The 26,232-nt window shown below is 63.1% G+C and carries 24 protein-coding genes and 1 riboswitch; of the genes, 10 read left to right on the forward strand and 14 right to left on the reverse strand.

Annotation, left to right across the window (positions count from 1 at the left end; all coding sequences use genetic code 11):
- Positions 1 to 97 precede the first annotated feature (97 nt).
- A complete protein-coding gene (locus tag HGP13_RS25055; protein WP_172230060.1) occupies positions 98 to 1,321 on the forward strand; it encodes a TadE/TadG family type IV pilus assembly protein in 1,224 nt (407 codons plus the stop codon).
- A gap of 74 nt (positions 1,322 to 1,395) precedes the next feature.
- On the opposite strand, the gene dmeF is transcribed toward HGP13_RS25055, so the two are convergent.
- The 3 genes from dmeF to mgtE form a co-directional block, all read right to left on the reverse strand.
- The gene (gene dmeF / locus HGP13_RS25060) at positions 1,396 to 2,622 is read right to left on the reverse strand and encodes a CDF family Co(II)/Ni(II) efflux transporter DmeF (protein WP_172230063.1); all 1,227 of its coding nucleotides are present in this window, start codon (positions 2,620 to 2,622) and stop codon (positions 1,396 to 1,398) included.
- An 8-nt stretch (positions 2,623 to 2,630) separates the two neighbouring features.
- Complete coding sequence (locus HGP13_RS25065) at positions 2,631 to 2,909, reverse strand: metal/formaldehyde-sensitive transcriptional repressor (RefSeq protein WP_172230066.1); 279 nt, start codon at positions 2,907 to 2,909, stop codon at positions 2,631 to 2,633.
- Positions 2,910 to 3,241: 332 nt separating this feature from the next.
- Positions 3,242 to 4,612, reverse strand: a complete 1,371-nt coding sequence (mgtE, locus tag HGP13_RS25070) for a magnesium transporter (RefSeq protein ID WP_172230069.1) — start codon at positions 4,610 to 4,612, stop codon at positions 3,242 to 3,244.
- 319 nt (positions 4,613 to 4,931) lie between these two features.
- On the opposite strand from mgtE, the gene HGP13_RS25075 reads away from it, so the two are divergent.
- Both HGP13_RS25075 and HGP13_RS25080 read left to right on the forward strand, forming a co-directional pair.
- Entirely contained in the window at positions 4,932 to 6,215 is a 1,284-nt protein-coding gene (locus HGP13_RS25075; protein WP_172230072.1) for a divalent metal cation transporter, read from the forward strand.
- Positions 6,216 to 6,605: 390 nt separating this feature from the next.
- On the forward strand, positions 6,606 to 7,112 hold the full coding sequence (locus HGP13_RS25080; protein ID WP_172230075.1) for a CAP domain-containing protein: 507 nt from the start codon (positions 6,606 to 6,608) through the stop codon (positions 7,110 to 7,112).
- Between the two features lie 40 nt (positions 7,113 to 7,152).
- Here the strand turns inward: HGP13_RS25080 and HGP13_RS25085 are convergent, their stop codons facing one another.
- The 3 genes from HGP13_RS25085 to HGP13_RS25095 all read right to left on the reverse strand — a co-directional run bounded on the left by HGP13_RS25085 (position 7,153) and on the right by HGP13_RS25095 (position 10,646).
- On the reverse strand, positions 7,153 to 8,685 hold the full coding sequence (locus tag HGP13_RS25085; protein WP_172230077.1) for a DHA2 family efflux MFS transporter permease subunit: 1,533 nt from the start codon (positions 8,683 to 8,685) through the stop codon (positions 7,153 to 7,155).
- A 306-nt stretch (positions 8,686 to 8,991) separates the two neighbouring features.
- Complete coding sequence (locus HGP13_RS25090; RefSeq protein ID WP_172230079.1) at positions 8,992 to 10,170, reverse strand: HlyD family secretion protein; 1,179 nt, start codon at positions 10,168 to 10,170, stop codon at positions 8,992 to 8,994.
- Positions 10,167 to 10,646, reverse strand: coding sequence for a MarR family winged helix-turn-helix transcriptional regulator (locus tag HGP13_RS25095; RefSeq protein WP_172230081.1), 480 nt, complete (start codon positions 10,644 to 10,646; stop codon positions 10,167 to 10,169). The genes HGP13_RS25090 and HGP13_RS25095 overlap by 4 nt, the downstream gene beginning before the upstream one ends.
- Before the next feature lie 270 nt (positions 10,647 to 10,916).
- Between HGP13_RS25095 and HGP13_RS25100 the strand changes: the two genes are divergently transcribed.
- The 6 genes from HGP13_RS25100 to HGP13_RS25125 are packed head-to-tail and all read left to right on the forward strand — an operon-like array spanning position 10,917 to position 16,734.
- Positions 10,917 to 11,525 carry a CDP-alcohol phosphatidyltransferase family protein gene (locus HGP13_RS25100; protein WP_172230083.1) on the forward strand — a complete coding sequence of 203 codons (609 nt, stop codon included), beginning with the start codon at positions 10,917 to 10,919 and terminating at the stop codon, positions 11,523 to 11,525.
- Positions 11,526 to 11,564: 39 nt separating this feature from the next.
- A complete protein-coding gene (locus HGP13_RS25105) occupies positions 11,565 to 13,346 on the forward strand; it encodes a bifunctional alpha/beta hydrolase/class I SAM-dependent methyltransferase (protein ID WP_172234841.1) in 1,782 nt (593 codons plus the stop codon).
- Positions 13,347 to 13,359: 13 nt separating this feature from the next.
- Positions 13,360 to 14,700 carry a phosphatase PAP2/dual specificity phosphatase family protein gene (locus HGP13_RS25110; protein ID WP_172230085.1) on the forward strand — a complete coding sequence of 447 codons (1,341 nt, stop codon included), beginning with the start codon at positions 13,360 to 13,362 and terminating at the stop codon, positions 14,698 to 14,700.
- Positions 14,697 to 15,140: a hypothetical protein gene (locus HGP13_RS25115; protein WP_172230087.1), complete on the forward strand. Its 444-nt coding sequence runs from the start codon at positions 14,697 to 14,699 to the stop codon at positions 15,138 to 15,140. The genes HGP13_RS25110 and HGP13_RS25115 overlap by 4 nt, the downstream gene beginning before the upstream one ends.
- Entirely contained in the window at positions 15,137 to 15,799 is a 663-nt protein-coding gene (locus tag HGP13_RS25120; RefSeq protein ID WP_172230089.1) for a lysophospholipid acyltransferase family protein, read from the forward strand. The genes HGP13_RS25115 and HGP13_RS25120 overlap by 4 nt, the downstream gene beginning before the upstream one ends.
- Positions 15,799 to 16,734, forward strand: a complete 936-nt coding sequence (locus HGP13_RS25125) for a phosphatidate cytidylyltransferase (RefSeq protein ID WP_172230092.1) — start codon at positions 15,799 to 15,801, stop codon at positions 16,732 to 16,734. The genes HGP13_RS25120 and HGP13_RS25125 overlap by 1 nt, the downstream gene beginning before the upstream one ends.
- Before the next feature lie 25 nt (positions 16,735 to 16,759).
- Here the strand turns inward: HGP13_RS25125 and HGP13_RS25130 are convergent, their stop codons facing one another.
- The 8 genes from HGP13_RS25130 to HGP13_RS25165 all read right to left on the reverse strand — a co-directional run bounded on the left by HGP13_RS25130 (position 16,760) and on the right by HGP13_RS25165 (position 25,176).
- Positions 16,760 to 17,809: an iron ABC transporter permease gene (locus tag HGP13_RS25130; protein WP_172230095.1), complete on the reverse strand. Its 1,050-nt coding sequence runs from the start codon at positions 17,807 to 17,809 to the stop codon at positions 16,760 to 16,762.
- A complete protein-coding gene (locus HGP13_RS25135; protein ID WP_172230098.1) occupies positions 17,809 to 18,756 on the reverse strand; it encodes an ABC transporter substrate-binding protein in 948 nt (315 codons plus the stop codon). The genes HGP13_RS25130 and HGP13_RS25135 overlap by 1 nt, the downstream gene beginning before the upstream one ends.
- Positions 18,757 to 18,799: 43 nt before the next feature.
- Positions 18,800 to 19,588 carry an ABC transporter ATP-binding protein gene (locus HGP13_RS25140; protein WP_172230101.1) on the reverse strand — a complete coding sequence of 263 codons (789 nt, stop codon included), beginning with the start codon at positions 19,586 to 19,588 and terminating at the stop codon, positions 18,800 to 18,802.
- Positions 19,585 to 20,067, reverse strand: a complete 483-nt coding sequence (locus HGP13_RS25145) for a DUF1636 family protein (RefSeq protein ID WP_348647150.1) — start codon at positions 20,065 to 20,067, stop codon at positions 19,585 to 19,587. Before HGP13_RS25145 ends, HGP13_RS25140 begins: the two co-directional genes overlap by 4 nt.
- Positions 20,068 to 20,073: 6 nt before the next feature.
- Positions 20,074 to 20,280, reverse strand: a riboswitch (cobalamin riboswitch).
- 251 nt (positions 20,281 to 20,531) lie between these two features.
- Positions 20,532 to 21,521, reverse strand: a complete 990-nt coding sequence (locus tag HGP13_RS25150; protein ID WP_172230104.1) for a substrate-binding domain-containing protein — start codon at positions 21,519 to 21,521, stop codon at positions 20,532 to 20,534.
- Positions 21,522 to 21,584: 63 nt separating this feature from the next.
- Entirely contained in the window at positions 21,585 to 22,634 is a 1,050-nt protein-coding gene (locus HGP13_RS25155; protein ID WP_172230107.1) for an ABC transporter permease, read from the reverse strand.
- Positions 22,634 to 24,151 carry a sugar ABC transporter ATP-binding protein gene (locus HGP13_RS25160; protein ID WP_172230110.1) on the reverse strand — a complete coding sequence of 506 codons (1,518 nt, stop codon included), beginning with the start codon at positions 24,149 to 24,151 and terminating at the stop codon, positions 22,634 to 22,636. Before HGP13_RS25160 ends, HGP13_RS25155 begins: the two co-directional genes overlap by 1 nt.
- Positions 24,148 to 25,176, reverse strand: coding sequence for a LacI family DNA-binding transcriptional regulator (locus HGP13_RS25165; protein WP_172230113.1), 1,029 nt, complete (start codon positions 25,174 to 25,176; stop codon positions 24,148 to 24,150). The genes HGP13_RS25160 and HGP13_RS25165 overlap by 4 nt, the downstream gene beginning before the upstream one ends.
- A gap of 222 nt (positions 25,177 to 25,398) precedes the next feature.
- On the opposite strand from HGP13_RS25165, the gene HGP13_RS25170 reads away from it, so the two are divergent.
- The gene (locus tag HGP13_RS25170) at positions 25,399 to 26,232 is read left to right on the forward strand and encodes an AraC family transcriptional regulator (protein ID WP_172234843.1); all 834 of its coding nucleotides are present in this window, start codon (positions 25,399 to 25,401) and stop codon (positions 26,230 to 26,232) included.

Raw genomic sequence — 26,232 nt, forward strand, 5'->3', positions numbered from 1 at the left:
GCCGTATTTTAGCATTTACGTATTTTAGTAATTGCTTAAATTCATCGTTGAGACCCCTGGCGTATCACCTGAGCTTTACAAGTTTGGGCGATGGGCGATGTTCAGATTGAAGGGCTTCTGGCCTTCGGAGCGCGGCAACTTTGCCATGGCGACTGCCATAGCAATGCTGCCGATAATGGTTGTCGTGGCCGGCACGATCGATCTGACGGGCACGAGCGACGACGCCGCGCAATTGCAGAACTCGCTGGACGCGGCCGGGCTTGCCGTCGGCACAAAGTACCTACCCAGCATGACTGCGAGTGATGTCCAGGGGCTTGGGCTGACATTCTTTGCGGCCAATATGAGCGTCGCCGACCAGCAGGAATATGCAGGCAGCGTCTCCGCCTTTTCGGCCACCGCCAGCGGCGACCCCAGCGCGTATTACATCTCGCTTTCGTCCAGCATCAACCATCCGAGCTTCATCAATGGCGCGGCGGCCTGGCCAGCTCATCGCTCGGCCACGGTCAAGATGAACCCTGGTGCGCAGGCCTGCGTGCTGGCGCTCGATCCACATGCGTCGGCCGCCGTAAGCCTACAGGGCTCGACCGATGTCTCTATGAGCAACTGCGTGATCGCGGCAAACTCTGATGCGTCCGATGCTGTCAGCAGAGGCGGTTCCGCGCAGGTCTCAGCGGGCTGCGTCTCGACCGTCGGCAGCACTTCCGGGCTTTCGCCGCCCAGCGCCAATCTCACCTGCGGAGCCCCGCTTGAACATCAATATGCGTCTTTCGATCCTCTGGCGGACGTCGTCCCTCCCCCCTACACGTTGTGCCAGCAGGTCCCGAACGGCAAAACCTATACGCTGTCGCCCGGAACCTATTGCGACAAGACGTTGTCGGGAAACATCACGCTCAATCCGGGCGTCTACATCTTGCGCGGCGTCACGCTTAAACCGGGCGGCAACGGCAGCCTGACTGGCCAGGGCGTGACCATTTTCCTGATGGAGGGCGCGCAGATCTACATAAATGCCAATGAACAGGCGAACCTTTCCCCGCCCACCAGCGGTCCCTACGCCGGCATCACCATTTTCGAGAATCGCGGCAACACATCGGCCTTGACGCTGAATGGCGGCGCAAATTCCGTGATCAGCGGGTTCGTCTATGCGCCTGACGCCGCCATTTCCTTTGCCGGCAACTCGGATATGAGCGGTCAGGGCGACTGTCTGAGGCTTGTCGGTCTGACCGTGCAAATGACAGGAAACTCATCCATCAAAACCGACTGCTCGGCCGTGTTTGGAAATCGCGAGATGTATGCCAGCCGCCTCATCAAGCTTGTGCAATGAGAAATGCCTACATGCGAAACGCAACACATGGCGATAGATCAGCGCCGCTCTGATTCCTGGCGGCAGGGCAAAACTCAAGGCTGATGCAAAACCTCGACGGTAAGATGCGACAGCGACCGGAAGCGGGCGAGTCGGGTGCGGTAATAGTCAGATTCTCGTGCTTTTGTCGTCATTACCGAAAGAATCGCTCCCAGGTGCCCCGGACCCAAGCGCCACAAATGAAGGTCGGCCAGTTGGTCGCCCTCGCTCTCAACGGCTTGACGCAGATTGTTCGCCATCTGACGATCAGGGTTCATGTCGAGCAGGATCGCACCCGTGTCCCGGATCAAGCCATAGGACCAGCTGGCGATGACCAGGGAACCGACGATACCAGCAAGCGGGTCCATCCAGAGCCAGCCAAAGGCACGGGCGAGCAGCAGGCCCACGATTACCAGCACGGACACGGCGGCGTCGGCAATGACGTGAACCACGGCGGCCCGCATGTTGTTGTCGCGATGCGCCGAACCGTGTGCATGTTCGTGCTCTTCAAAGACAGCCGGATAGTCTTGCTCTCCAAGCCAGACATGAGCGGCAAAGGCATGCGGCTCTGGAATCTCGTCGACCGATTCCAGATAACCCCCTTGGTCCTTCATGACGAAAAGCTGCCGCGCGCCGTCGGGGCGTATGGTTTCAACCCACGCTGCTTCGGCGGTCAGTTCAGGGCCAGTTTCGGCATGGAGCCGGAAGCGAGGCGGCACACCATCCTCGAACACGTCAAGCACCACAGTTCCGGCGTCGGTCTCGATGCGATGGGATTCGTCGTGATCTTCGTGCCCATGACCGTGACCGTGGTGATGACCGCCGGTGCTCAGGAGCCACGCACTGGCAATGTTCACCACCAGGCCGAGACAGGCAATCGGAACTGCCTGGACAAAGTGGATCGGGACCGGCGCGAATATGCGGCTGACGGATTCATAACCGATCAACAATGCTATCATCGCCAGAATGATGGCGCTGGTGAACCCCGCGAGATCGCCTAGCTTGCCGGTGCCGAAGGTAAAGCGCGTGTCATCGGCGTGCTTGCGGGCGTAAGTATAGGCGAGCGCCGCCAGCAGGAGCGCGCCGGCATGCGTGCTCATATGCAGGCCATCGGCGACGAGCGCGATCGAACCGAAGAGCAAGCCACCGACGATTTCAGCGATCATCATGGCACCGCAGAGCCAGATGACCGCCCAGGTCTTGCTCTCGCTTTTCTCGTGTCCCTCGCCTAGGAACACGTGGCTATGGAAAGCCGACGGATCGGCGCTATCGTTTTCCACCATGACGGTTTTCATTTCAGGTAGGTGCGGACAACCTCAAGGAGTTGTTCCGCTGCTTCGCTGTTCAGGGCGCCTGGATGTTTCTCGGCGTCGACGAGATGCTCGCGGACATGATCCTCAACCACCTCCGCCATCAGACCGGCCAAGGCCCCGCGAACCCCGGCGATGAGGTGCATGACCTGCTCGCAGCCCGACTCGACGTCGAGCGCGCGCTCGATAGCTTCAACCTGGCCTCGGATGCGGCGCACACGGGCCAAGAGCTTTTGCTTTTCACGAATGGTGTGGGTCATGCAGCCTTATGCCATAGCCCCCTACCCTATGCAAGAGATGAGTACAAGAGATGCCTCGTGCTCCACCGTCACCGTCATCGGCCCTTATCAGCACGCTGATTGGCAACGACGGCGCATCAGTTTGATGCCGGCGCGATCAAGGTGTGACGATAACCATAAGGCGCGCCACAGACCCCGGCGGCCGAGTATGCCGTGCCAATAGCTCCTCGCCGCAGAACGCAGGAGACCATGGCTAACCAACAGAAGTACGCTGGAAACCACCAGGCAAAGCCGCTCGTACAGCGCGGTATTCATCCCTGGACAAACCCAATCATGGCAGTCTGGTTTCAAGGCTAGAGCAGCGTTCCCCGGAGGAAGATCAGCGCTACGGTGAAATAGATCACCAAGCCGGTTACGTCGACGAGTGTGGCGACGAATGGCGCCGAGGCACTGGCCGGATCGAATCCGAGCCGCTTGAGGACAAAGGGCAGCATCGATCCCGACAGGGAGCCAAAGGTCACGATGCCGACCAGGGCAGCGCCGATGGTCACCGCCAGCAGCGGCCAGTGCTCGCCATAGTCGTAGAATCCGAACTTCTGCCATACTGTGATGCGGATGATGGCGATAACGCCCAGAATGGCGCCCAGCGCGATGCCCGTCGGCAGTTCGCGCAAGGCAATTCGCCACCAGTCCCGCAAGCGTATTTCGCCAAGCGCGAGCGCTCGGATGATGAGCGATGTTGCCTGAGATCCGGAATTGCCGCCCGAACTCATGATCCGGGGAATGAAAAGCGTCAGCACGATCGCCTTCTCCAGTTCCCCTTCGAAATATTGCATGGCATTGGCGGTCAGCATTTCGCCAAGAAACAGCACGGCCAGCCAGCCGCCGCGTTTCCTCAGCATCTCGAAGATGCCGATCTCCATGTATGGCTGATCGAGCGCTTCCATGCCGCCGAATTTCTGGGCGTCCTCGGTTCCTTCCTGAACGATCGCGTCGATGATGTCGTCGACGGTGACGATGCCGAGAACATGGTGTTTGGCGTCGACGACCGGAAGCGCCAGCAAGTCGTATTTGGAGATCAGGCGCGCCACTTCCTCGCGATCCATCAGCGGCGTGACGTAGAGCGGCTTGCGCGGGGGAGCAACCGACGTAATGGAAGCAGTGGGCTCGCCGGTTATCAACTGCCGCAAGGTGACCGCCTTGAGCAGCGTCTTGGATTTGGGATCGAGGACATAGATGGAATAAACCGTCTCGCGGGTACGCTCCACGAGGCGGATATGCTGCAATGTCTGGGCTATCGTCCAGGTCGCCGGCACACTGACAAACTCAGTCGTCATGAGGCTACCGGCCGAATGCTTGGGATAGGCGAGAAGCTGCGTGATTGAGGCGCGTGTGTCGGCCTTCAGCGCCGATAGGAGGTCGTCACATTCGGAAGAGTCGAGACGCCGGAAGATGTCGGCCCTTTGATCGGCCGACATGTTTTCGAGGATCGCCGTCGCCAGCGGCCTCGGCATCATATGGATCAAGTCGGCGGGCTCATCGAGACCTGGCTGATCGAAAACATCGGTGGCGCGATCAAGCGGCAGCAAGGCCAGCACCTCGACCGCTTCCTCGGGCGAAAGTTGATTGAGGATTTCAACGCTGTCGGCGACGTGCTCGTTGGGAAGACGCGCGGCAAGAGCCGCGGCGTCAAAGGGCTCGGTCAACTGGAGATTCGTATCCATGAGTCACCCGAAAATCAGCCATCGCCGGCATAACGTTATGAAGAACCCGAAAGCCATTCTGTTGCGACCGACCGCTATGGCATCGCCAAACGACAGAGAATGTCGCTCGGTGCCGATTGGATTCCCCGGCGTTCGCAGCATGGATAGCAGCAACTCGATGAGCGTTTTGACCCTGCGGGTCAATGCGTCGACGCATAAAAAAGAGAGAGGTGGTGATCAAATATAGCGGAGCGCATGACTGCCGTCTGCTTTAACCCTTCGGGAACGTGTTAAAGACCTGCCTAGCCATGAAGCCATCTTCGCGGGAGGGGATCATTCGATGGAACCGCCGGAGGCAACGCCGGGCACGCCGACGCATGGCAAACGTCTCAACTTTCTGGGAACGTTGGGCCCAGGCTTGATCACCGGCGCGGCCGACGACGATCCAAGCGGTATCGCCACCTATAGTCAGGTGGGTGCCCAATTCGGCTACTCGCTCGCCTGGACCATGGTGTTCAGCTATCCGCTGATGGCAGTAACCCAAGGGATCAGTGCCGGGATCGGCGCAGTGACAGGCCAAGGCATCGCACGCAATTTGCGCCGGCATTATTCGCCTTGGCTGCTGCGTTTTGCGGTGCTGCTGCTCCTCGTCGCCAATGTCATCAACATCGGTGCCGACCTTGGTGCCATGGGCGCCGCGCTTGAATTGCTGATCGGCGGACCGCATCACCTCTACGCGATCATCTTCGCGCTTATCTGCATCTTGCTTGAAGTCTTCGTCAGCTACCGTCGCTATGTCACGGTGCTCAAATGGCTGACACTGTCCCTGCTTGCCTATGTGGCGGTTGTTCTGTCGGTGCATGTGCCCTGGGGAGCCGCGCTCTATGGTGCGCTCGTGCCGCAAATCGTCTTCGACGGCGATCATGCCATGGCGCTGGTAGCGGTTCTCGGCACGACGATCAGCCCCTATCTGTTTTTCTGGCAGGCCGGCGAGGAAGTTGAGGAGCAGCATCGACAGCATTGGCTACGTCTCGGCGCTCACTCCCGCAGCTCCGCGCACCAGCTTGCACGGATCAAGAGCGACACCTTGTTCGGAATGGGGTTTTCCAACCTCATCGCCATCGTCATTATTATAGCGACGGCGGCGACGCTGCATGCCAACGGCATCACGCAGATTCAGACCTCGTCCCAGGCGGCAGAGGCGCTCCGACCTGTTGCCGGCGACTTTGCATTCGCGGTCTTTGCGGCCGGCATCATCGGCACAGGCTTGCTTGCCGTGCCCGTCCTGGCCGGCTCCGCAGCCTATGCCGTCGCGGAGACGTTTCGGTGGCCGGAGGGACTGGACCAGCGCCCGCAGGACGCCAAGGCCTTCTACGGCACGATCGCCATGGCGACGCTGGGTGGGGTGACCCTGACTTTCGTCGGACTGGACCCCATCAGGGCGCTCTATTGGAGCGCTGTCGTCAATGGAATACTGGCAGCCCCGCTGATGGCAATCATGATGATGATCGCCATGAACCCAAGGATCATGGGCCGGCTTACGCTGCCGCGCTGGATGATTTTCGGCGGAGTGCTTGCAACGACAGTGATGGCTCTGGCTTCGATTGGCTTTTTCGTACTGTGACTGACAGTCCGGCCCGAGCCAAATTCAGATCATGGCTGACCTACGACGCGGTCTGGCTTCTTCTGCATTTGGCCGTCGTGGCGCTTCGCTTGATGCAACTGCTCAACCGCTGGAAATTGATCAGCGCACGGCAATCTGCGTTGTTTTTCACAGCGGCCAAGTATTTGGAACGACATGCAGACTGGCTCTCCTCGCGCATGCGCAGGTAGCCGATCTGCCCTTTGAACTGATACCAAATGGATTTGTGTGACCCAAAGTGTTCAAGTCTCCCCGCTCACGTATCACGGCCCCCCGGTTTGGAGGCGTGCAGCATCGATGGCCTTGCGCTCGTCATCAATGATTTGTCGGTCCTGCCCGTCAAAAGCCATGATCTCGACTATTCAGGCAGGAATGACCAGTATCACCCACTCCCCTGCCGAACCACGCCAGACCAGGCGCGCCTTGCTGATCGGCTTCGCAGCCATTGCCATGCTTTCAGCCTGCAGCACCGTTTCTGTACCAACGGGCGAAGGCGCGGGCGTCTCGTCCTCCGCCACCGCCACTCTGGCGGGCTTGCGCGCGACGGCCGGGCTCGGCCCGCTGACGCCGGACGCACAGCTCGAGCAGGCGGCGCTGCAGCAGGCCGGCTACATGGCCTCGCGGGAGCGCATGAGCCACACTACGGGCTGGGGCAAGGATTTCGCCTCGCGCATGAAGGACAATGGCGTGCGGGGAGCCGCTGCCGAGAACATCGCCGAAGGCCGCTTCGACCAGCAAAAACTGTTCGACATCTGGATGCATTCGACCGGCCACCGGCGCAACATACTCGATCCGGATTTCAGCCGCTTCGGGCTCGCCTATGTCCGCGACGGACGGGACCCCAACCTGCGCTATTGGTCGCTGGTTCTCGGCAAATAGAGCTGTCGCCTGATTCTCTCCCGTCTTGCGACGGTGCCTGCTAGTCCATATGCGCGGCTGGTGCGCCACCGGCTGGCGCCCGCGCCGGCTTGCGCAGCAGGAAGACGAACGGGATGGCAACCAGCGTCATCACCATCAGGATTTTGAAGTCGTTGACGTAGGAGATCATCATCGCCTGGAGATTGACCATGCGATCGACCTCCGACAGCGCCATCGGATCGCCGCCCGCGGCCGCCGGCGAAACCGCCCAGAGGTTGGGATTGAACGGGTTGATGAAGGCCGAAAGCTCGGCATGGTTGATCTGGGTGTTGCGCACCAAAAGCACCGTCACGACCGAGACGCCGATCGATGAGCCAAGATTGCGCACCAGGCTGAACAACGAGGTTGCGTCGGTGCGGAAGCGCGCGTCGAGCGTGGCGAAGGCAACCGTCGACAGCGGCACGAACACCATTCCCATGCCCAGGCCCTGGATCACGCCGGAGCTGAGGATCAGCCAGTTATCCATCTGCGGCGTGAAGCTGGCCATGGTGTAGAGCGACTGCGCGGTCAGCACAAAGCCGATGACGACGAGAATTCTGGCGTCGATCTTTTTCATGAGCCGCCCGACGACGAGCATCGAAATCATCGTGCCGAGACCGCGTGGACCTATGACGATACCGATGGTGACAGTCGGATAGCCGAAAATGGTCGACAGCATTGGCGGCAGCAGCGACATCGAGGCCAGGATGAGCACACCCATGACGAAGATGAACGCCAGGCCGGTCACGAAGTTGCGGTCGAGGAATATCTTGGGGTCGATAAAGGGATGTTCCGCCGTCACTGTGTGAATGATGAACACCCAGAAACCGGTGATGGCCAGGCCGAGTTCGATCCATATCTCGACCGAGGAAAACCAGTCGACCTCGCCGCCGCGATCCAGCATCAGCTGCAGCGCGCCGACGCCGAGCGATATCATGGCAAAGCCGAAGAAATCGAAGCTGCGCACGCGCCGGGCAACGGCCGGCAGATAGGCGGCCATGCCAAGGAAGGCGACGATGCCGACCGGCAGGTTGATGAAAAACACCCAGCGCCAGTTGAAATTGTCGGTCAGCCACCCGCCCAGCGTCGGGCCCAGGATCGGTCCCAGCATGATGCCGGCGCCCCAGATGGCCATGGCTTGGCCGTGACGCTCCTTGGGGTTGATGTCGAGCAGGAAGGTCTGCGACAGCGGCACGATGGCGGCGCCGAACACGCCTTGCATCAGCCGGAATAGCACAATGGTTTCAAGGCTCCATGCCAGGCCGCACAGCATGGAGAAGACGGTGAAGCCGACCACGGTCGTCAGGAACAATTCCTTGCGACCGAAGCGATCGGCGAGCCAGCCGGTTACCGGCGTCATGATGGCGGCGGCGACGATGTAGGAGGTCAGCACCCAGTTGATGTTGTCGGGAGAGGCGCCGAGATCGCCTGTCATGGTCGGCAGCGCGACGTTGGCGATGGTGGTGTCGAGCGCCTGCATGACGGTCGCCAGCATGAGCGCAACCGTGATCAGGCCGCGATGCGGCACTTCCTTGAAAGGTTCGGGCGTGCTCATGACGTGGAACTTCCAGCAGGTAACAAAAACGTGTACACAAGGTTTCCGGGCGGCAAAGCCTCCGTTGAGAGACCTTCATCGCGGTGGGACGCGAGTATCGATGTGGGGGTTACATCGACTGAAAGTCTCTGATGAGCGGATGCCTGCCGCCCGGAAACGTGAGGACCGAGAGGTCCGTGTCGAAGATTTCAGCTTTCGGCCAGGCCGCGACGCGGCTCGAACCACGCACTGATCCTTTCCACCCTCCCATCAGACCAATCCTGCCATCCGGTTCCACCCGCTGGCCTGCGCGGGCTTCCGCCGACTTTACTGCGCGGCCTCCCCAGCCGTGGCGTGACCGAATATGGCGGGAAAACCACGGGCTATGCCGGTATCGACGGTGACAGAGGCACTCATGCCGGTCCGCAGCGCCATTTTGGCGTCGGGATCGGTCAGTTCTAGGCGCACCGGGATGCGCTGCGTGACCTTGACCCAGTTGCCGGTGGCGTTCTGGGCGGGCAGCAGCGAAAATTCCGCTCCCGTTCCCGCACCGATCGCCTTGACCGTCGCCTCGAAAGTCTTGCCCGGATAGGTATCGACGACGATCTCCGCTTTCTGGCCCGGCTTCATGTTGGTGAGCTGGGTTTCCTTGAAATTGGCATCGATCCAGGTGTCGTCGGTCTCGACCAGCGAAAACAGCGGCGTGCCGGAGCCGACGAACTGGCCGACCTTGAAGGACGAGGCCTGGGAGATGACGCCGTCAGCGGGTGCCTTCACCGTGGTCTGCGCCAGGTCGTAGGCGGCCTTGTCGCGCGCGGCGAGTGCGGCCATCACGGTCGGATGCTTGTCGGTTTCGATGTCGGGGTTGCCGCCGAGCGCGGCCTTGGCGCTGATGATGCCTTGCTGGGCCACTGTGACCTGCTGCTTTGCCTTGTCGAGGTCGTTGCGGGCCTCATCCAGCGACGATTTGGCGTTGATGCCTTTCTGGGCGAGGTCGGCGGCGCGATCGTATTGTGACTGGGCGTAGTCGACCTCGCTGCTGGCGGACTTTTCCTGCGCCGTCGACTGGCTGTAGGCAGCGCGCAGCTGCTCGACATTGAGGCGCGCGCCGGCGACCGCGGCGTCGGCTTGGGCAAGCGCGATCCGGTAAGGCTCGGGGTCGATGGCGAACAGAAGGTCGCCCTGCTTGACCATCTGATGGTCCGATATGGCAACCTGGACGATGCGGCCCGCAGTATCCGAGGCGATCGACACCTTGGCCTGCTGCAGATTGGCGTTCTCCGTCCCCTGATAGCGCCCGCCGGTCACCCAGACATAGCCGCCACCGACGATCAGCACCGCCGGCAAGGCAAACATCAAGAAGAAGCGGCCTATGCGGCGCTTTTTCTTCGGCTCCGGGACCGGCTGTACGGGAGGAGCGACCGCGACAGCAGCGGCAACCGGCTGGGCCGGCGCTTCCATCTCCACCTTGGCCGCGTTTTCGTCGACTTTGGCTACCGCGTTCATGCTGCTGCGCCTTTCGTAGGCTCGACCTTTTCCGAGGACGAGCCATCGCCGTCCGCGAGATTCTGTGCCATCGCATCGAGCGCCCTGATCAGGACGCGGCGATCCTCCGGCGAAACGCCGACAAGCGAGTCCTCATAGACTTCACCGGCGAGGCTCTTGACCTCGGCATAGGCAGCGCTTGCCTTGGCGGTCGGGAAAATCATGCGCACGCGGCGGTCGGCGGCGTCGGCGCGGCGCTCAATCCAGCCGCCCTCCTCCATCCGGTCGACAAGGCGCGAAACGCTGATCGGCTCGATTTCGAGCAGTTCGGCAAGCCGCGCCTGGGTGACGCCCTCCTCCTTGGCGACACGCACCATGAGGCGCCACTGCGCCGACGAGAGGCCAAGCCCACTGGCGCGCGTCTCGAAGCGCTTGCGCATCAGGCGCTGCACGTCGTGGATCAAAAATCCCAGTCTATCGATGCCATCTGAAACCATAAGCGGTATATATAATAAGCGTGCTTACTATTCAAGCCGTCATGTTGCCACGGACGCCGGCAAATGCCCACGGCCGTGGCGCAACATGATCATGGTTAGCAACTGGTGAGGGCCGCTGCCCGAGACGGGGTACGCAGCGACTGCGCATTGCCAGGCCGCGTTCCAACACCCGCCAGATCAAGATGCGAGTGCCCGTTTGGACCCTGCGGCAGCTGGTCGCTTGTGACATATTCATGTACAGCCGTTGGTCAGGATCGGGGGATCTACGCTATGCCGACGCTTTACGCTCTCAAGCCGGCCTTCCAGGGAAGACTGCGGCCGCTGGTCAACCGGCTGGCGGCAATCGGCGTCACCGCCAACAGCATCACCATCCTGGCGGCCCTGATGTCGATCACGGCCGGAGCGGCCATCGCGATCCTGCATGAATGGCGCTGGCCGCTGCTGCTCATTCCCGTGGTGTTGTTCGTGCGTATGGCGCTCAACGCCATGGATGGCATGCTGGCGCGCGAACACGGCCAAGCTTCGACGCTCGGCATGTATCTGAACGAGATTTGCGACGTCGTTTCGGACCTGGCACTGATCCTGCCTTTCGCAGCGTTTCCGCTGTTCGGCGCATGGGGTGTCATCGCCTTCGCCATCGCTTCGGTGCTGACCGAGTTCGCCGGCGTGCTCGGCATAGCCGCCAAGATCGGACGCAATTACGCCGGGCCGTTCGGCAAGAGCGACAGGGCGCTGGCGTTGGGCGCGGTGGCTGTCCTGTGCGCCGCCGGGCTGTGGCCGCCATCCATCGCACCGTTTGTGTTTCCGGCCATGGCAACTCTTTCGCTGCTGACCGCCATAAACCGGATACGCGCCGGCCTTATTGGCAGCGCCAGCTGAGCACCGAGGCTCGCCATGCCGCCAGAGAGGAAGACCATGATGCACGGACCGATTACAGCGGCCGCGGAAAGCCTTGGGCGGCAAGCGCAAGAGCGTGTCTTCCACAGCCATGACGGGACCGAGATCTTCTACCGGTTCTGGCCGGCGGCTTCCGCAAATGCCAAGGGCGCGGTGGTGCTCTTTCACCGTGGCCATGAACATGGTGGCCGCATGGCTCATCTCGTCGATGAATTGCAGATGCCGGACCACGCCTTCTACGCCTGGGATGCCCGTGGCAACGGCCGTTCGTCCGGCGAACGCGGCTACGCTCCGTCCTTCTCGGCGCTGGTGCGCGACATCGACTGCCTCATGCGCGAGATCGCCGCCAGGGATGGCTTCGCCACACAGGATATCGCGCTGATCGCGCAGTCCTTCGGCGCCGTGCTTGCCGCCGCCTGGGTGCACGACTGCGCGCCGAAACTGCGTGCCATGGTGCTGGCCTCGCCGGCCTTTTCGGTCAAGCTCTACGTCCCCTTCGCCAAGGAAGGCATCTCGCTCTGGCAAAAGCTCAAGGGCCGCTTCTTCGTCAACTCCTACGTCAAGGCGAAATTCCTGACCCATGATCCCGTGCGCATCGCCTCTTTCGAGAGCGATCCGCTGATCACGCGGCCGATCGCCTCCAACATCCTGGTCGAGCTCTACCAGCACGCCGCCCGTATCGTCGCCGACGCCCGCGCCATTACCGTGCCGACCCAGCTTCTGCTTTCGGGAAGCGACTGGGTGGTGCGCCACGGCCCGCAGCACGAATTCTTCGTCAATCTCGGCAGCCGGACCAAGGAACGCCATGTCTTGCCGGGCTTCTTCCACGACACGCTGGGCGAGCGCGACCGGGCGCAGGCCCTCCACCTGATTCGGCCGTTCCTGGCCAGGCAGTTTGCCGCACCGGATGCGCCGGTCGACCTGAAGCAGGCGGATATCGCCGGCTACACGCGCGACGAGGCCGACAGGCTTGCCTCGCCGCTCGATCTGTTGTCGCCCAAGGGTCTCTATTGGGCATTCAGCCGCGCCTCCATCCGCATGGGCGCATGGGTCTCGTCGGGCATGAAGGCCGGCGTCACCACCGGCTTCGATTCCGGCTCGACGCTGGACTATGTCTACGAGAACGACGCGCGGGGTCTCACACCTGTTGGCCGTTTCGTCGACCGCATCTTCCTGGAGGCCATCGGCTGGCGCGGCATCCGCCAGCGCAAGCTGCATCTCGAAGAACTGATCGGCTCTTGCCTGGCGACGCTCAAGGCCGCCGGCCGGCCGGCGCACATTCTCGACATTGCCGCCGGCCACGGCCGCTATGTTCTCGATGCCATCGTGAAGAGCCCCGACCAACCTGCAAGCGTGCGCCTGCAGGATTATTCCGACCTCAATGTCGAGCTTGGCCGCAAGCTGATCGCCGAGCGGCAATTACCGGCCAGCGTCTCGTTCCGGCGCGCCGACGCTTTCGATGCCGAGAGGCTCGCCGCGATCGATCCGGCGCCGGACCTCGCCATCGTTTCCGGCCTCTACGAACTGTTCTCCGACAATGCGATGATCGCGCGCTCGCTCGGCGGACTGGCCAGCGCCATGCAGCCGGGCAGCCTGCTGCTTTACACCAACCAGCCCTGGCATCCGCAGCTCGAGATGATCGCGCGCAGCCTGACCTCGCATCGCGGCGGCCAGGCCTGGGTCATGCGCCGGCGCACGCAAGGCGAAATGGACCAGCTTGTCGAAGCCGCCGGTTTCGAGAAACTCGACCAGCGCATCGATCAATGGGGCATCTTCACCGTCTCGGTCGCGCGGCGCCTGTAGGACCAGCCGAGGCATGCTGACTGACCCTGAAGCTTTTCAATCCGCAGCCACAGCAGCCGCCGACCCCTATGGCCGGGTGGTCGTCAGGGCAGCGTTGTGGCTGGCGTTCCTGGCGCCGTTCTTCTACCTGACCTATGGCTTCGCCAATTGGCTGGCGTCACGGCGCGACGATGTCGGCAGCATCGTGTTCTCCTGGGAACGCAGCATCCCCTTCGTCCCCTGGACCATCGTGCCCTACTGGTCGATCAACCTGTTCTACGGCCTGTCGCTGCTGCTCAACGGCAACCGGCAAGGGGTCGACCGCCTGGCCGGACGCTTTCTCACAGCGCAACTCGTCGCCGTCACCTGCTTCATCCTGTTCCCGCTGACGGCGACGTTCGTGCGGCCGCAAACGACCGGCCTGCCGGGCTTCATGTTTGCCGTGCTTGGCGGTTTCGACAAGCCGTTCAACCAGGCGCCCTCGCTGCACATCGCCCTGCTCGTGATCATCTGGGATCATTGGCGCCATCGGCTCGGCGGCCTTCTCCTGCCGCTCTGGCATGGCTGGTGCTTCCTGATCGGCGCGTCGGTGCTGACGACCTGGCAACATCATTTCATCGACATCCCGACCGGCGCACTGCTCGGTTTTTTCGCGCTGTGGCTGTTTCCGCGCAGCGGCGAGTTGCCGGTTTCAGGGGCCCGACTGCCCAGCGATGCGAAAGCCCGTCGGCTGGCGCTGTTCTATGCGCTGGGTAGCGTCCTTGCGCTTGCCGGTGCCGCGCTCGGCGCGTTCTTCTCCGCTGTCGCGCTCATCCTGCTTTGGCCGGCTTTGGCGCTGGCTATCGTCGCCTTCGCCTATGCCGGGGCCGGCGCCAAGGTGTTCCAGAAATCCGCGGATGGCAGCATCACGCTCGCCAGCCGCGTCCTGCTCTTGCCCTACCGTCTCGGCGCCAGGACAAACATATGGGCCTGGACACGTGATCTTGCTCCGCAGGCGGCGGTGGCGGATGGCGTCTTTCTCGGGCGCTTTCCCACGGCAAGCGAGGCCAACAGCTTCGGCACGGTCGTCGACCTCGCCGCCGAACTCGAAAGGCCGGCGGGAGCGATGTGCCGCTGGATCAGCTTGCCGATGGTCGACCTGTTGCCGCCGCCTTTGATGATACAGCAACAGGCCGCCGGCGCGCTGGAGACAGCGCGCAGCGACGGCACGGTGCTTGTCTGCTGCGCGCTCGGCTTCCAGCGCAGCGCCGGCGTTGTCGCCGAATGGCTGGTGGCGACCGGCAGGGCCAAGACACCGGGCCTGGCGCGCGAGATGCTGACGACCGCCGGCCGGCCGGTCCATCTTGCCGAGGCCGTGGAACGGGCGACGTCATGACCGGCAATGCCTATCAGGAAAGCACCGATCGCTTCGCCCGTATGCTGATGCGGCAGGCCGCTTGGCCGGCCGCAATCGTGGTGGCCGCGAACATCCTCGCGCCGCTGGCCGCTTCGGCGCGCGGCGCCTTCGAGACCCGGCATGCGACCCTCTCCCTGTCGCTCGCCGCCGCGAGCGCTGTTGCCGTGCTGGCGCTGTCGGCGCTGCTGGCATTCGACGCACTGCTGTTCCGGCTGATGGCCAGCCACGACGACGAGACTTCCGGTGGGGCCGCGGTGGACGATATGCTGGCGCGCATGCGCCTGAAGCCGCAGCCGCCCTCCACACGTTCGCTCAACGACCGCATGGCCGGTACGCGCCGGTTGCTCATCAGGCAACGCGCAGCCCTTGGACTGTTCGTGGCGATGCTTTTGGCGGCCGGATTTTGGGCGCCGCGATGAGCAAGCTTGCGCTGAAGACCTTTACCCTGCTGCAGACGGTAACCTCCGTTGGCCTCTCGGCGCTGGCATGGGTGGTGACCGGGGTGCGTCCGATCTGGAATGGCAGCCTGCCGTCGGACCGGCAGCGCATCTATTTCGCCAACCACACAAGCCATGGCGACTTCATCCTCTTGTCGGCGTGCCTGAGTGAAAAGGAGCGCGCGATCACCCATGCCGTGGCGGCCGGCGAGTATTGGGGAAGATCGCGGCTGCGCCGCTTCATCGCGCAGGACATGCTGTCGTCCGTGCTCATCAACCGCCAATGGACGAAGCCTGAGGAAAACCCGGTCGAGATCATGCTGTCGGTCCTCGACCAGGGCCACTCGCTGATCCTGTTTCCCGAAGGCACCCGCAACATGACCGAGGAGCCCCTGCTGCCCTTCCGTTCCGGGCTCTACAATTTGACGATGGCGCGGCCGGAGGTCGAGCTGATCCCGTGCTGGATCGAGAACATGTCGCGTGTGCTGCCCAAGGGTCAGTTCCTGCCGGTTCCGCTTTTGTGTCGCGTCGTCTTCGGCGCGCCGGTGACGGTGGCCCCGGGCGAAGAGCGCCGCGCCTTCCTCGACCGAGCCCACGCCACGCTCCTGGCGCTCAACCCGCGCCCTGAACGAGACGATTGATGCGCCACGACATCTCAATTTTGATCATCGGCCTGCTTGTGGTGCTGACGACCGCCAGCATCGTCGCCGCCATACTTTCGGCGCGGGCGCCAAAGCCACTCAGTTCGACGCTGGTCAATCTCACCCAACGCATCAACGCCTGGTGGGTGATGGTGGCGCTGATGACGGTCGCCTTCTTCTTCGGCCGCTACGGCATGACCATCCTGTTCGCGCTGATTTCGTTCGCGTCGCTGCGCGAATTTGTGACGCTGACGCACACAAGCCGCAGCGATCATTGGGTGCTGCTTGGCATGTTCGGCATCATCATCCCGTTTCAATACTGGCTGGTGTGGACCGCCTGGTATGGGCTCTTCGTCATCTTCATTCCGGTCTACTGCTTCCTGCTGATGCCGGCCATCACCGCGCTGCATGGCGACACCGAACGCTTTCTCGAGCGGATCGCCGCGCAGCAATGGGCAGTGATGATCTCGGTCTATTGCGTCAGCCATGTGCCAGCACTGCTGACGCTCGACGTGCCGGGCTTCGAGGGCCGCAATTTGTTGCTGATCGCCTTCCTGATCATCGTCGTGCAAGGCAGCGACGTGCTGCAGTACATCTTCGGCAAGCTGTTTGGAAAACACCGTTTCTCGCCGACGGTCTCGCCGTCGAAAACCTGGGAAGGCCTGATCGGCGGGGTGGTGTCGGCGAGCCTACTCGGCGCGCTGTTGTCCTTCGTGACGCCGTTTTCGCCGCTGCAGGCGGCTTGCGTGGCCTTCGTCGCCTGTTCGATGGGCTTTCTGGGCGGGCTGGTCGCCTCGGCCATCAAGCGCGACCAGGGCGTCAAGGACTGGGGCCATCTCATCGAAGGCCATGGCGGCATGATGGACCGCACCGACAGCCTGGTCTTCGCGGCTCCGATCTTCTTTCACATCGTGCGCTATTTCTGGACGGTCTGAACCGGCGCGTTCTGGCCCAGCTCGCTCAGAGCCGGTTTCGCACGACCAGCGTCACGACGAAGAAGGCGCCGAGTGAGCTGGTAATGATTCCGATCGGCAGTTCCTGCGGCGGCAGCAAGGTCCGCGCCAAGAGATCGCTTGCCAGCAAGAGCACTGCTCCGAACAACGCACAGCTTGCGATCAGGCGCAGATGCAAGGGACCGGCCAGCGGCCGCGACAGATGCGGGATCATCAATCCGACAAAGCCGATGACGCCGGCGACCGAGACGAGAATCGCCGTCGAGAAGGCGGCGACGAGAAACGTCGTCCTGCGCATCCGCGCCACCGGCACACCGAGGCTTTCGGCGGCACTTTCACCGGCCAGGAAAGCGTCCAGCCTGCGATGGTTCCACAACCCATAGGCCGCAATCGTGCCGGCGCCCAGTGCGCCCAACCAGACATTGTCCCAGCGCGCCAGCCCGAGCCCGCCCATCGTCCAGAACAGCACGGAGTGGGCGGCGCGCTGGTCTCCGGCGAAGACCAGATAATTGGTCAAGGCCGTGAACAGGAAGGAAACGGCAAGCCCGGCGAGGATCAGCCGCTCCGGGCCTTGCCCCCTCACCCGCGCGACCAGCAGCAGGACAATGCAGGCGGCCAGTATGCCGCCGGTGAAGGCGGCGACTGGCAAGGTCCAGATGCCAAAGCTGTCACCAAAGACGGTGATGACGGAAACCGCACCTGCGGCAGCCCCTGACGACAGGCCGAACAGGAAGGGATCGGCAAGATCGTTGCGGGTCACCGTCTGCAGCAAGGCGCCTGTTATGCCGAGGCCGCCGCCGACACAGACCGCCAGGATCGTGCGCGGCAGCCGCAGGTCAACGACGATCTTGCCGACCGGGCCCGACACCTGGTGCCCGTTCAACCCGACAGCATGGCCAAGCGAGGCGATGACGTCCGTCAGAGGTATCAGCGTCGAACCATAGGCGATCGACAGCAGCACGAGGGCGACGACCGCCACCGTGCCCGCCGCCATCGCCAGCGCGAATGCCTTGTGCCCCGAGAGCGCACCGGACTTATGCCCAGGGGCAAGAAGCATCAGAACGCTTCCGGATGCATCGCTTTGGCGATCTTGGCGATCGCCTCGATGTTCGCCGGCCCAGGTGTCAGTTCGGCATAGCGCAGGGCAACGAAGCGTTCGTTCTTGACCGCGTCCGTTTCCTTCATTGCCGGATGCGCTTTCAAAAAATCGAGCAATTTCTTGTAGCCGCCGCCGTCCTGGTAATCGAGCAGGATGAGGAATTGCGGATTGCGCGACGCCACCGTTTCCCAGTCCGTGTTGCCCCAGCTGGTGTCCATGTCGGCCATGATGTTGTCGCCGCCAGCGGCGGTGATCATGGCGCTGGGAATAGCGAATTTTCCAGCGGTGAACGGCTTGTCCTCGCCGGAATCGTAGAGGAACACCCGCGTTCCCTTGGCGCTGCCAACCTTGGCGGTGATGTCAGCCAGTTGCGCCTTCCAGCCGGCAACAAGCTTCTCGGCTTCGGCCTCCTTGCCAAAAATCTTGCCCAGCTTTTCGACGTCGCCATACAGAAGGTCCATCGAGGCGGCCGGCCTGGTCTTGTCGAGATGGACGCAGCTTTCGGTCAGCACCAGCGTCTTGATCCCGTGCGGAGCGAGCGTGTCGGGCGTCACGTCGCCGCCCGGCTTCATGCCATAGTACCAGCCGGCGAAGAAGAAATCGGGCTCGACCGCGACGAGGTTTTCGAGCGTCGGGTATTTTGGCGCCAGTTCCGGGATGGAACCCTGCTCGGCCTTGAATTCGGGACCGACCTTGTACCATCCGGTGATGCCGGTAAGGCCGACGATCGACGGCTGCAGCTTCAGCGCGAAGGCCATCTCGGCCATGTTGAGATCGTGGATGACGGCGCGGTTGGGTGGCGCGTCGAAGGTCAGCGGCTTGCCGCAGCTGTCGACGGTGACGGGGAAGGCGAAGGCTGTCGACGCCAGCAGCGAGAAGACGAGCGACAGTGCGAGACGTTTCACGGATTTTGCTCCTTGGTTGAACAGTGTCGGATGAAGGGTTTGATCAGGACGGCGGCGCGGCGCGGTTCGGAACATCGAACACCGTCAGTTCGCGGTCCTCGGTGGGGTGGCGCAGGCGAAACACGTCGACACCGAAAATCTCGCGGATCAGCTGTTGCGTCAGCGCTTCGCGCGGTGCAGCCAGCGCATGCAGCCGCGCTTCATTCATTACCGCGACTCTGGTGGCGAAGGGCGCCACCAACGCCAGATCGTGCAGCACGGCGATCACCGTCATGCCGAAGCCGGCCACGAGTTCGAGAAGTTCTGCGCGGGCGCGCGGATCGAGATGGTTGGTCGGCTCGTCGAGGAACAGCACTTTCGGTTGCTGTGCGATGGCGCGCGCCAGCTGGGCGCGTTGGCGTTCCCCGCCCGACAGCGAGCCGATGCTGCGGCCAAGCAGCGGCAACAAGCTGGTCCGACGCAGCGCGTTCACGACAATGTCGTGTTCCTCGCTCCTGCGCCTCAGGCCGGCATGCGGGACGCGGCCAAGCTCGACATAGTCGATCACCGCCAGCCGCGGATCCGGCTGGTCGGTCTGGCCGACGACGGCGATGTGCAATGCCCGTTCGGCGGTCGAGATCCTGTCCAGGCGGCGCCCGCCAAGCTTCACCTCGCCCGAACTTGGCCTCAGCATGCCCGACAGCATGCGCAGCAGCGTCGTCTTGCCGGCGCCGTTGGGGCCAATGATGGCGAGGCGATCACCAGCGGCAACCGACAGGCTGACCGCATGGACCAGATTCCGCCCATTTGCCGTCGCGCTCAAATTGCGGGCGTCCAGAAGTGGCGTTGTCATCGGCTGTCTCCCGCAGGCTTGCCTGGTACCGGAATGCGGGCCAGCGTCTTGCCAGCCAGTCGCGGCGGACGTTGTCCGGAATTGCACCAGCCGTCGGCGAGCGAGGCGTAAAGCCTGGCAAATCGCACGAGATCGCCGGCATCGGCCTCGGCGTCTATGGAGCCGAAGAGGTAGGCTGCCTTGCCTGGCGCCTGGAAAGCCACCGTCAGCGGCCGCGCGCAGCCCGCCATGCATTCGACGCCTTCGACCGTGAAACCATTTGCCACCGCGGGCTCATGGTGGGCTGAGAGCCGGGAGCGTAAGTCGGCGCAGAGGCTTTGGCCCGACCTGACCCCGGTCGGGACGTCACGGCAGAGAGTGCACACGATGATGCGATGATCGATGGAGCCGTCCAACTTTCCGTCACTTTCCAAAACTGGCGACGGAAGGATGTTGGCGAGCCGGCCGACAAGACCGACGTCCACGTTTCCTCCCGGCACACCCCGTCCGGTCAACTCAGTGATGGCAGGTCTCCTGGCTCGCGGGTCTCGGCGCAATCCTGCCTTCCCAGCCTTGCCGGCCAGTGGCATGTCGGATCTTGCTCACCGCTTACAGTTGCGGGGGCAGCCACGGCCTCGACCTCGGAGGGTCTCACCGTGTTCCCTTTTCACCCCTTGCCTTTCGGCGCGGGGACCATCACCGGAGCATCGTAGATTTGCCCCTGGCGCATCGCAACAATTCTTTTCGACTGGTCCTGTCACCATCGCGGCACCAACAGACTGCAACCTCATCAGATAGGGGCGTGCGATATCTCCGTCTGTAATGTAATAACAAAACTGTTAAAGAGATATCCTCTGCCGCTGTCAATCCCTTGCCACCGCGAGCTGCCGGTGACGTTTGCAAACGCAGACGGGGCGAGGTTCGCGTGAACCCCGCCCCGGATCGAATAGTCTACAGACAGACCTTACTTTCCCGCCAGTTGCTTGGCGTTCTCGGGCGTGATCGCTGTCGTGTCGACGGTGACCGTCGTATCCACCGAAGTCGCGCAATCGAGCAGGATCTTCTTCGACATCTCGATCGCTTCCTTCGCACCCGTCGGATAGGTGAAGGTCGCCGCCCAGTCGCCCTTGGCCACGGCCTCGATCCCGCCGGCAGGGCCTGGCAGGCCGTCGGTGCCGATGATCTTGACCTGCTTGCCAGCGCCCTTGGCGGCAAGCAGCGCGCCAGCCGCCATCATGTCGTTCGAGGCGTAGAGCACCTTGATGTCGGGATGCGCCTGCAACATGGCCGAGAAGGCGGTCTGGGCTTTATCCGGCACCCAGTCCGCCGCCTGCTCGGCGACGACCTGGATCTTGGCATTCTCCTTGACGCCGTCCTTGAAGCCGTTCAACCGTTCGACAGCCGGCGTCGAGCTCGGGAGACCTTCCAGCACCGCCGCTTCACCACCTTCCGGCAGCAAGGTCTTGGCGGTGTACTTGCCCGCTTCGAGCGCGATCTTGTAATTGTCGCCGCCGATGAAGGCGGTGTAGTCCTTGCCGGGATCGCCGACCGTCTTGCGGTCGAGCTCGATGACCGGGATGCCGGCATCCATGGCGCGCTTGACCGCCGGTGTCAGCGGTGCCGCCTCGAAGGGCGAGATCAGCAGCAGATCGACTTTCTGGGTGATGAAGTTGTCCACCTGCGAGGTCTGCGTGTTGACGTTGCCGGCGCCGTCGGCGATCTGCAACGTGAAGCCCGGCACTTCCTTGGCGGCCGCCGTCAGCTCGTCATTGACATGTTGGCGGTAGGGCTCGGCATTGTTCGCCTGTGAAAAGCCGATGATGAACTGGCCGTCCTTGGCGCAGGCCTTGACCAGCGGCTCGGCGGCTTGTGCCGCTCCCGCCATGCACAGGCATGAGCCTGCCAACAACGCGACGTGAAGCGCGCGCCGTGATCCTTGTCTTGTGGTTTTCATACTCATTCTCCTCCTCGTCGGGCCGGGGCCAGACATTGGTTTTGCAGTTTCTGCCGCCTCCTCCTAACGACCCAAACCCTCGCGGCGGCGAACGAGGGATTGAAGCACTGCCGCCAGCACGATGATCGCGGCGGTCGCGAGCAACTGCATGGCGGGCGTGATGTTGTTGAGCTGCAGGATGTTGGCGAGTGCGCCCAGCATGATAGTGCCGGCCACCGTGCCGACCATCGAGCCGGCGCCGCCGAAGAGGCTGGTGCCGCCAATGACCACGGCGGCGATCGCGGTGAGTTCGTAGCCCATGCCGTCATTGGCGCTGCCGAAATTGAACTGGCCGGCATGCACGATGCCGGCAAGAGCGGCGGCAAAGCCGGTGATGGCATAGACCGAGATCTTCACCATGGAGACGGGCACGCCGGAAATGCGCGCTGCTCGCTCATTGCCGCCGACGGCAAAGACATAGCGGCCGAAGCGCGTGGTGTTGAGCACGATGGTTGCGATCGCGGCAAAGACGATGAAGACGATGGTGGCGACCGGTACGGTGTTGTTGAACAGCCGCTCGCCGAGGATCGCGAAAACCGGCGGCGCCAGGCCTGGCCCGTCGCCATAGGAAATGTTGATGTACTGGTTGCCCGAGACGACCAGCGCCAGGCCGCGCGCCGCCTGCAAGCCGGCGAGCGTGACGATGAACGGCTCCAGCCGGAACCGGGTGGAGATGGTGCCCTGGATCGCGCCGAAGACGATGCCCATGACGAGCACGGCGAGGATGGTGGGAATGAGCCCGAAACCGCCCGAGATCATCATCGATGCGGTGACAACGCTGGACAGGCCAAGCACCGCGCCCACCGACAGGTCGATGCCGGCGGTAATGATGACGAAGGTCATTCCGATGGCGATGATGCCGGTCTCCGACACGGCGCGCACGATGTTGGCGATGTTGTCGGGGTCGAGGAACAGGATATGGCCATGCCGGCGCGGCGAGAAGATGATGCCGCCGATCGCCACCACGACCAGGCCGATCAGGCTCTGGAAGCGCACCACCAAAGCGAGCGGATCTCGATGCGCCGGTGCCGCGGCCACCGGACCGCTTGCCTCCGAGATCTTCTGTTCAGACATCAGGCCTCCCTGCCATTTGCAGCGGCAAGCACCGTGTGCTCGTCGACGCCGCCGATGAATTCCGCCACATTTCGCCCCTGTCGCAGCACCACGATCCGGTCACAGAGACCGATCAGCTCCGGCATCTCGCTGGACGCGACCAGGATGCCGAGCCCTTGCGCCGCCAACTGCCTGAGCCGCGCGTAGATCTCGCCCTTGGCACCGACATCGACACCGCGCGTCGGCTCGTCGAGCAGCAGCAGCCGGGGATTGCCGAGGATCTCCTTGGCCAGCACCACCTTCTGCTGGTTGCCGCCGGACAGCGCGCCGACAGCGATGTCTGAATTCTTCGGCCTGATGTCGAACTGGCCGAAGGACTGCTTCACCGCATCCGCCTGGCGGCGCTGAGACATCAGGCCGAACGGCGAGATGCGGCGGATCACCGACATGACCAGGTTGAGGCCCACAGCCATTCTGAGCATCAGGCCGCTGCCACGTCGGTCGTCGGTGACGAAGGCAATGCCGGCCGCGCGGGCCGCCGCGATCGAATCCAGCCTTACAGGCCGGCCGTCGATGGCCACCTCGCCTTCCCAACGGCCAGACAGACCGGTGCCATAGAGCGCACTCAGCAGCTCGGTACGCCCTGCCCCCATGATGCCGGCCAGTCCGACGATCTCGCCGGCCTTGACGTCGAGCGAGATGCCGGCCGGCGGCTGCCATCCGGCGCTTTCATGGGCGAGCCTGAAGCGCGCATCGCGCAGGCTGAGCAGCGTCTTGCCGGACGCCCTTGACCGTTCGGGATAAAGCTCGTCCAGCGGCCGACCGACCAGAAGCCGGACCAGCTCGGCCTGCGGCGCGTGCGGCTCGGTGACGCCGGCGACACGCCCGTCACGCATAACCGTCACTCGGTCGGCGATCTGCGGCACTTCTTCGAGGCGATGCGAAATGTAGACGATGCCGACGCCGCTGGCGGCGAGCTTGCGCATGATGTCGAACAGCCTGTCGACCTCACCCACGGTGAGTGCCGCCGTTGGCTCGTCCATGATCAGCACACGCGACGCGTAGGACAGCGCCTTGACGATCGCCACGACCTGGCGCTGGCCGATCGACAGGTTCGCCACCATGCTGGCCGGATCGATGGCAAGCTCGATGGCTTCGAGCCGTTTGCGGGCCTCGCTGCGCATCGCCGGCACGTCGAGGAAGCCGCCCGGCCGCATCAGTTCGCGGCCGAGGAACAGGTTGGCGGCGACGTCGAGCGTCGGCACCAGGTCGAGCTCCTGGAAGATGGTGGCGATGCCGGCCGCTTGCGCCTCGCGCGGGTTGTTGAAGGTGACCGGCTTGCCGTCGATGTGGATGGTGCCTTCATCGGGCGTGTAGACGCCCGACAACAGGTTCATCAGCGTCGATTTGCCGGCCCCGTTCTCGCCGAGCAGCGCGTGGATCTCGCCGGCCTTCAAGTCGAAGTCGACGCCGCGCAGCGCCTGGACGCCGCCGAAGCGTTTGACAGCACCGGTAACGGAAAGCAGCGGCGCGCTCATGCTGACCCCATGGGGGCTGACCTCATGGGGTCCGGCCTCGCGCAGGACTCTCGGACCTGCAGCGCCGCCTGTAGCCGCACCGACTGTGGCTCCAGGCCGGTAGATGCAATGCGTGCGCACAGCAAGGCTGCCGCCTGCCGTCCGATCTCGGTGCAGGGCTGCGCGACCAGCGTCAGCCGCGGCTCGAAGCAATCGGCCCATTCGAAGTCGTCGAAGCCGGCAAGCGAGAGGTCACCGGGGATGGAGAGACCTCTCTCGCGAATGGCGCGGACTGCCCCGATCGTCGTCATGTTGTTGCCCGTGACCAATGCGGTGGGCGGCGACGGCAGGGACAGGATCGCATGGGTCGATGCCGTCGCACTCGCCGTGTCGACATTATCCGGCGAGACATAGTGCGGCAGGCACTCAAGTCCATTGGCGGCGAGCGAGACGCGAAAGGCCTCGATGCGTTCGCGGGTTGTCGCCAGCCCCGGCTGGCCAGCGATGTAGCCGATGCGCTTGTGGCCGAAGGAGGCGACATGATCGATCAGCGCCCTCATCGACGACTGGTTCTCGACGCCGATCTGGTCGAAGCGCTCGTCGGCGAAGCGGTCAATGAGCACGCAAGGCAGCTTCTTCTCGGCGAGGTAGTCGATGGCACGCTGCGGCGCACCCGACGGCGCCAGGATGACGCCGTCGACCCGGCGCTGGTGGAAGGCGCGGACCACCGAAAGCTCGCGGTCGGGATCCTCTTGCGTGTCGGACAGGAACACCATGAGGCCGAGGCGGGCGCATTCGGCCTCCACCGCGCAGATGATGTCGGTAAAATAAGGATTGGAAATCGCCGATATCGCCAGGCCGACGCTGTTGGTCGAAGCGACTTTCAGCGACCGCGCCAGTTCATTGGGCTGATAGCCCATTGCGGCAATCGTATCGTTGATAAGCCGCGCCTTCTCTGGCGAAACGAAGCGGGTGCGGTTGATGACATGCGAGACGGTCGAAACCGACACGCCGGCGCGGCGCGCGACCTCAGCCATTGTCGGCATGGTAACCCAAACGGAGTGCTGGCAAGCGCTCCTCCCTGATGATGCGTTTCCCAGTCCGCTCTCGTTGATCTTCGGCGGATTTGGGAGACCATAATGTCATCGAAACGTTTGCGCAATCGCTTCGATGACTTTCCCGACCAAATTTGCGTGCTGCGCAATTTCGATCAAACTGGCCGCCTGGAAAGGCGGCAGTATGATCCGGCCGATGCGAGAAGGAGCGCCATGAACCCGACCGAGAAAGCGCTGTGGTTTGTCGAGAGCCATCTACCGGAGGCTGTTACACTCGAAGACGTCGCGCAAAGCAGCGGCGTGTCGCGCTTTCATGTGACGCGCGCCTTCGGCGCCGCCACCGGCCGCTCAGTCATGGGTTATATGCGCGCACGTCGGCTGACCGAGGCCGCACGCAAGCTGGCCGGCGGGGCGCCCGACATCCTCTCGGTGGCGCTCGACGCCGGCTACAACTCGCATGAGGCTTTCACCCGGGCCTTCCGCGACCAGTTCGGCACCGCGCCGGAGCTGGTGCGCGCGCAAGGCTCAACCAAGACCCTCGACCTCGTGGAGCCGATCCTGATGGACCAATCCCTTCTCGCCAACCTCGAACCGCCACGCTTTGAGACCAGCCGGCCGTTCCTGATCGCCGGGCTCGGCGAGCGCTACAGCTGCGAAACCAGCGCCGCCATTCCAATGCAGTGGCAACGCTTCGGCCCCTATATCGGCAACATTCCGGGCGAGACCGGCGACGTCGCCTATGGCGTCTGCGTCAACGGCGACGATGCCGGCAATTTCGATTACATCGCCGGCGTCGAGGTCTCGGACTTTTCCGACCTTCCCCGAGAATTCAGCCGCGTGCGCATACCGCCTCAGAAATATGCGGTGTTTTCGCATCGCGAGCACATCTCGACCATCCGCCGCACCGTCAACACGATCTGGAACAAATGGCTGCCGGCCTCCGGGCACGAAATATCGGACGCGCCGGAATTCGAACGCTATGGCCCGGAGTTCGATCCGCGCAGCGGCAATGGCGGGCTGGAGATATGGATACCGGTAAAAGCCTAG

It is taken from the genome of Mesorhizobium sp. NZP2077 (genome assembly GCF_013170805.1).
Taxonomy (GTDB): Bacteria; Pseudomonadota; Alphaproteobacteria; order Rhizobiales; family Rhizobiaceae; genus Mesorhizobium.